Source organism: Cupriavidus sp. BIS7, from assembly GCF_000292345.1.
Lineage (GTDB): Bacteria > Pseudomonadota > Gammaproteobacteria > Burkholderiales > Burkholderiaceae > Cupriavidus.
The window spans coordinates 21,400-27,694 of the sequence record NZ_ALOU01000062.1; the positions used below are offsets into that span (position 1 = coordinate 21,400).

At 66.1% G+C, this 6,295-nt stretch carries 4 protein-coding genes; all 4 read left to right on the top strand.

Annotated elements, in window-relative coordinates; translation table 11 throughout:
* The first annotated feature begins 30 nt into the window (after nucleotides 1-30).
* The 4 genes from B552_RS0120880 (at nucleotide 31) to B552_RS0120895 (ending at nucleotide 6,240) form a co-directional block, all read left to right on the top strand.
* The gene (locus tag B552_RS0120880; RefSeq protein ID WP_019451008.1) at nucleotides 31-789 is read left to right on the top strand and encodes a DsbC family protein; all 759 of its coding nucleotides are present in this window, start codon (nucleotides 31-33) and stop codon (nucleotides 787-789) included.
* 102 nt (nucleotides 790-891) lie between these two features.
* On the top strand, nucleotides 892-1,893 hold the full coding sequence (locus B552_RS0120885; protein ID WP_019451009.1) for an MDR family oxidoreductase: 1,002 nt from the start codon (nucleotides 892-894) through the stop codon (nucleotides 1,891-1,893).
* 64 nt (nucleotides 1,894-1,957) lie between these two features.
* The gene (locus B552_RS0120890; RefSeq protein ID WP_019451010.1) at nucleotides 1,958-3,772 is read left to right on the top strand and encodes a M61 family metallopeptidase; all 1,815 of its coding nucleotides are present in this window, start codon (nucleotides 1,958-1,960) and stop codon (nucleotides 3,770-3,772) included.
* 95 nt (nucleotides 3,773-3,867) lie between these two features.
* Nucleotides 3,868-6,240 carry an FUSC family protein gene (locus tag B552_RS0120895; RefSeq protein ID WP_019451011.1) on the top strand — a complete coding sequence of 791 codons (2,373 nt, stop codon included), beginning with the start codon at nucleotides 3,868-3,870 and terminating at the stop codon, nucleotides 6,238-6,240.
* Nucleotides 6,241-6,295 lie beyond the last annotated feature (55 nt).

Genomic DNA, 6,295 nt, shown 5'->3' on the forward strand with positions numbered 1-6,295 from the left:
TGACCGGTGCATCGATTTCCTGGAGTCAATATGTTGCAAATGTTCCGCCGCCGTTCCGCCCGTTTCGCCGCAATCGCGGCTCTGGCAAGCGGCGTGGCTGCCGCCGGCTATGCCCTGCACGCGCTTGGCGCGGATGAGCCGGGCACGGACCGTATCAAGGCGTCGATCCAGAAGATGCTGGGCGGCCGTGCGGAGGTCAAGAGCGTGACCAAGGCGCCGGTGCCGGGGCTTTATGAAGTCAATGTCAGCGGCCAGATTGTCTACACCGATGCCACCGGCCGCTACATCATCAATGGCGAGGTCATCGATACCAAGACCAACACGAACTTGACCGAGGAGCGGATGGCCGAGCTCAACAAGATCAAGTGGGCGGACCTGCCGCTGTCCCGTGCCATCAAGTGGACCAAGGGTGACGGCAGCCGCACCGTAGCGGTGTTCTCGGACCCGAACTGCGCGTACTGCAAGAAGATCGAGCAGACCTTCCAGCAGATGGACAACATCACCGTGTACACCTTCCTGTACCCGGTGCTGTCGCCGGATTCGGCGGTCAAGGCCAAGCAGGTCTGGTGCGCCACCGACCGCACCAAGGTCTGGCGCGACTGGATGCTGAACCACGTGGCGCTGACCGGTAACGGCAGCTGCAAGACGCCGGTCGATGACAACCTGGCGCTCGGCCAGAGCCTGAACATCACCGGCACGCCGGCCGTGTTCTTTACAGACGGCACGCGCATTCCCGGTGCCGCCGATGCGGCGACGCTCGAGCGCAAGCTCGCAAGCCTCAAGAAATAAGCGCAAGGCCGGACCCAATCCGGCTGTCTGAAGCGGCCGGCACAGTCCGGCCGCTTTGCATTTGCGCACCCAACAACGATTACGAAGCGGGAGACACCAATCATGACTTTTCAGGCTTTGCTGCTGACCCAGGCCGACGGCAAGACGCAGGCGGCAATCGCCCACCTCGATGAAAGCCAGTTGCCCGCGGACGGCAACGTGCTGGTGGCGGTGGACTACTCGACGATCAACTTCAAGGACGGGCTGGCGATCACGGGCCGCTCGCCGGTGGTGCGCAAATGGCCGATGGTAGCCGGTATCGATGGTGCGGGCACCGTGCTCGAATCCGCCGACCCGCGCTGGAAGACCGGCGATCGCGTGGTGCTGAATGGCTTCGGCGTTGGCGAAACGCACTGGGGCTGCCTGGCGCAGCGCGCGCGGCTCAAGGGCGACTGGCTGGTCCGGCTGCCCGATGCGTTCACCACGCGCCAGGCAATGGCAATTGGCACGGCCGGCTACACGGCGATGCTGTCGGTGCTGGCGCTCGAACGTGGCGGCGTGAATGGCCCGGTCCGTCCCGGCGACGGCGACGTGCTTGTGACAGGCGCCTCGGGCGGTGTCGGCTCGGTGGCAATCGCAATCCTGTCGAAGCTTGGCTACCGCGTGACCGCATCCACGGGCAAGACCGCCGAGGCTGATTTCCTGCGTGCGCTTGGCGCCGTGGACGTGATCGACCGCGCCGAACTGAGCGCGCCGGGCAAGCCGTTGCAGAAGGAACGCTGGGCGGCCGTGGTCGACTCCGTTGGCTCGCACACGCTCGTCAACGCGTGTGCGCAGGTGCGGTATGGCGGGGTGGTTACAGCGTGCGGGCTGGCGCAGGGGATGGACTTCCCCGCGTCGGTGGCGCCGTTCATCCTGCGCGGCGTGACGTTGGCCGGCATCGACAGCGTGATGGCCGCGATGCCGCTGCGCGAAACTGCGTGGAAGCGCCTGGCACAGGACCTGGCACCGGACCGCCTGCAGGCGATCACGCGTGAGATCAAGCTTGCAGACGCGATCGATGCGGGCCACAGGATTGTCGAAGGTGGCATGCGCGGGCGTGTGGTGGTTGATGTAAACGGCTGATCGTGACGATTGCCGCAAACCGGCGTCCCGGGACGGTCCGGGACGTGAAGCTACAATCGTGACCATGACGCCGATCCGCTACGCCATCGCCCCGCTTCATCCGGAAGCCCATTTGTTCGCCGTCACCGTGACGGTGGATGTTCCCGATTCCGCTGGCCAGGTGTTCACGCTTCCCGCGTGGATTCCGGGCAGCTACATGATTCGCGACTTCTCGCGCAACATCGTCCGCATCCAGGCCGAAGCGGGCGGCGTGCTTGTCCCGCTCACGAAGCTGGACAAGCAGAGCTGGCAGGCCGCGCCGCTGGCGGCAGATGCGGGCCCGCTCGTGGTCAGCTACGAGGTCTACGCGTGGGACCTGTCGGTGCGCGCCGCGCATCTAGACACCACGCACGGGTTCTTCAACGGCAGCTCGGTTTTCCTGCGAGTGGCCGGCCAGGACGATGGACCGTGCACGGTCGATATCCACCCGCCCGCGGGCGAAGCCTACGCCGGCTGGCGCGTGGCCACGGCGCTGCCGGAAGCGCGCGGCCCCGGCGGCGCGCGCCGCTACGGCTTCGGGCGCTACCAGGCCGCCGACTATGACGAACTGATCGACCATCCCGTCGAGATGGGCACGTTCGCGCTGGCCAGCTTCCGCGCCTGCGGCGTGCAGCATGACGTGGTATTCACGGGCAAGGTGCCGCAGCTTGATCTGCAGCGCGTCTGCCGCGATCTGAAAAAGATCTGCGAAGCGCAGATCCGGCTGTTCGAACCGCGCTCGGAACTGGCACCGATGCTGGACAGCAATCGTCGCTACGTGTTCATGACGATGGTCACGACCGACGGCTACGGCGGCCTGGAACACCGCGCCAGCACGGCGCTGATGTGCGCGCGCAACGATCTTCCCGCGCGCGGCAACAGCGAGACCAGCGAGGGCTATCGCACGTTCCTGGGCCTGTGCAGCCACGAGTATTTCCACACGTGGAACGTCAAGCGGATCAAGCCCGCGGCGTTCGTGCCGTATCAGCTCGACCGCGAAACCCATACGCCGCTACTGTGGCTGTTCGAGGGTTTCACGAGCTACTACGACGACCTGATCCTGGTGCGCACCGGACTGGTGACCAACCAGCAGTACGTCGAGATGCTGGGCAAGACCTGGAACGGCGTGCTGCGCGGCAACGGCCGCACCAAGCAGAGCGTGGCCGACAGTTCGTTCGACGCCTGGACCAAGTACTACCGCCAGGACGAGAACGCGCCGAACGCGATCGTCAGCTACTACACCAAGGGCTCGCTGGTGGCGCTGGCGCTGGACCTGACGATCCGCGAGAAGACGCGCGGCCGCAAGTCGCTCGACGACATCATGCGCACGCTGTGGCAACGCCATGGGCGCGACTTCTATGCGCCTGGCGCCGTGCAGCGAGGCGTGACCGAAGCCGAGGTCCATGCGCTGTTCGACGAGGTGACTGGCCTGCGCCTTGGCAATCTGCTGCGCGCGCTGACCGAAGGCACCGGCGAGATCGGCCTTGTGCCGCTGCTGCGTGCGTTCGGCGTGAAGGCCGAAGTCAAGAAGCCAGAGGGCACAGCGGCGCTCGGCATCAAGACCGGCACGCAGGATGGCTGGGTCCGTGTGAGCCAGGTGCTGGACGGCGGGGCAGGGCAGGCGGCCGGGCTGTCGGCGGGTGACCTGCTGGCTGCCGTTGATGGCCTGCGCGTGGCACCGGGCCAGGTGGACAAGCTGCTGGCGCGTTACCGCGCAGGCGATCGTGTGGAACTGCACGTGTTCCGGCGTGACGAGCTGCAGGTGCTGCCGGTGACGCTGGCGCGTGAGCCGGCGGTGCAGTACAAGGTGTCCGTGGAAGCGGGCAAGCATGCAGGGCGAGCACGCTGGCTTGGCCAGTAAGCTGCCCGACATAGTGAGAGTGACAGCGCCGTCGCCGTCCCGGTGACGGCGGCGCCCCCTTTGATCCGGTCCCCATCCGGCACGTCGATCGCCCCATGGAATACGCGCACGATCCCCGCACGTTCCTCTACTCGCACTACCTCTACCGTGGCTTGCGCTCGGCCACGGGCGTCATCGGCCTGGCACTGCTGGCGATGCCGTTCATGGACCTGCCCAGCGCAATGGTGATCTCGATCGGGGCGCTTTGCGCGAGCCTGATGGACCTGCCGAGCCCGCTGAACCACAAGGTCAACGAGATGCTGGCCAGCGTGCTGCTTTGCACGGCAGTGACCGCGGCAGTTGCACTGGCCACGCCATTTCCGCGCGTGATGCCGTTCGTGCTCGTGCTCGTCACGTTCCTGGCGGGCATGATGACGGTCTACGGCAACAAGACCATGCCGCTGCAGTTCTCGATGCTGTTCGTCATGACATTGACGGTCAACGAGGAGTTCGTGGTGCGCACGGCGTTGTCGCACGCAGCCCTGTTCGGTGCGGGCGCGCTGGGCTACACGCTCTACGCGATCTGCGTGGCCTGGATCCTGGAACGGCGCACGCGGCAGCAGGTCCTGGCGGAGTCGCTCTACGAGATGGCTGCCTATCTCGACATCAAGGCCGCGTTCTACGATGCCGGCACCGACTACGACGCACTGTTCAACCGCCTGGTGCGACAGCAGATCGTGGTGGCGGAGCGCCAGCAGGCCGCGCGCGACATGGTGCTGCGCGGCAACAAGACACCCTATGACGGGCTGCTGATCCGGGTGCATCTGCGCATGCTGGACCTGTACGAGTATCTGCTGTCGACCAATACCGACTACCCGCTGCTGCGGCAGACGTTCGGCGGCACGCCGGTACTCGACGGCCTGCGCCGGCTGGTGCTGGGGCTGTGCAAGGACCTGGAGGAGATCGCCTACGACATCACGCGCGGGCGGCCGTCTTACAGCGCGTTCGACTATGCTGCGGACGTGAGCGCGGTGGATGCGGAAATCGCCCAGTTGCGCCATCACCATGTGCAGCCGGCGGCGATGACGGCACTGGCGGAAACCTTCGACATGATCCGCGGTGCGATAACGCTGATGGGCCAGTTGCACGAGGCGTCGCGCACGCCCGTGGAGCCCGCGAAGGTCCTGCCCGGCTCGGACATGACGCCCTTCCTGACACGCCAGAAGTACGAGCTTGGCGTGGTGCTGGACAGCCTGAACTGGCGCTCGCCCGCGTTCCGGTTCGCGGTGCGCATCACGCTGGCGGTGGGCACCGGGCTCTGGCTAGGCGACCATCTGCCCTATGCCGCGCACAGCTACTGGATCCTGCTGACGATCGTGGTGATCCTGAAGCCGAACTTCAGCATGACCAAGCAGCGCTATAACGATCGCCTGATCGGTACGCTGATCGGCTGCATCATCAGCGTCGCCATCCTGCACTGGATTCACGCGCCGCTGGTGTTGCTGGGTGTGCTTTACCTGGCGCTGGTGGCCAGCGCGGCGTTCTCCACGATCAAGTATCGCTACACGGCCATTGCGGCCTGTGTGCAGGTGCTGATCCAGATTAACCTGCTGATGCCGGGCAGCCACACGGTGGTGGGCGAGCGGCTTGTCGATACCGTGATCGGCGGGATCATTGCCTCGGTGTTCAGCTTCGTGCTGCCAAGCTGGGAATACCGCGCCATCCCGAAGCTGGTGGAGAACGTGCTGCAAGCCAACCGCCGCTATATCGTCGCCACGCGCAACCTGCTCATGCGCAAGGCCAAGGACGATTTCGCCTACCGCGTGCAGCGCAAGCAGTTCATGGATGCGCTGTCGGCGCTGATCTCGTCGTTCCAGCGCATGCTCGACGAACCGCGCAGCCGGCAGCGCGCCGTGGACAACCTGAGCCGCTTTATCGTGCAGAACTACCTGGTGGCCGCGCACGTGGCCGCGGCACGCATTCAGGTACGGCAGCACTACAGCGAGCTGGATATTCCGGCGGCCGAAGCGGCGATCGAACAGGCCACCGATGCGGCAACGCGTTCACTGACGCTGGCCAGCGAGCGGCTGGCGGGAGAGGAGCGTCACGGGGCAAGCGGCGTGGGCTTCATCCGCACGCAAGCTGAAGCGGCCGTGGCTGGTGTGGGGCTGGTGCACCAGGGCATTGCGTCGTCCGCAGCCAACGCCAGCAATGACGATGCGAGCGAACGCCGCGCGCGCATCGCCGATTCGGCCGACCGGCGCAAGGCCGATGTGCTGGCGCAGGCCGCCGCCGCGGGCGAGATCGGGGCAAGGGAGCCCCGTCAGGCATCGCAGGACCAGCACGCCGCGACAACCGCGAGTTCCTCGGGGCGCGCCGCCAACGCGGTGCTGGAGCGTCGCCTGCGCGCGCTGCGCGAGGACGCCGCCAAGATCGCGCTGCGTACTGGCGCGATCGGGCGAGCCATCCGCATGCCGTGGAAAGGGTGATTGCACTGCGATTGGTTTTTCTCCCCTCTCCCGCATGGCGGGAGAGGGGCCGGGG

Excerpts from the sequence above, each read along its gene's own strand:
- B552_RS0120885 (WP_019451009.1), top strand. The coding sequence starts at position 892 with ATGACTTTTCAGGCTTTGCTGCTGACCCAGGCCGACGGCAAGACGCAG.
- B552_RS0120895 (WP_019451011.1), top strand. The coding sequence starts at position 3,868 with ATGGAATACGCGCACGATCCCCGCACGTTCCTCTACTCGCACTACCTC.
- B552_RS0120880 (WP_019451008.1), top strand. The coding sequence starts at position 31 with ATGTTGCAAATGTTCCGCCGCCGTTCCGCCCGTTTCGCCGCAATCGCG.
- B552_RS0120890 (WP_019451010.1), top strand. The coding sequence starts at position 1,958 with ATGACGCCGATCCGCTACGCCATCGCCCCGCTTCATCCGGAAGCCCAT.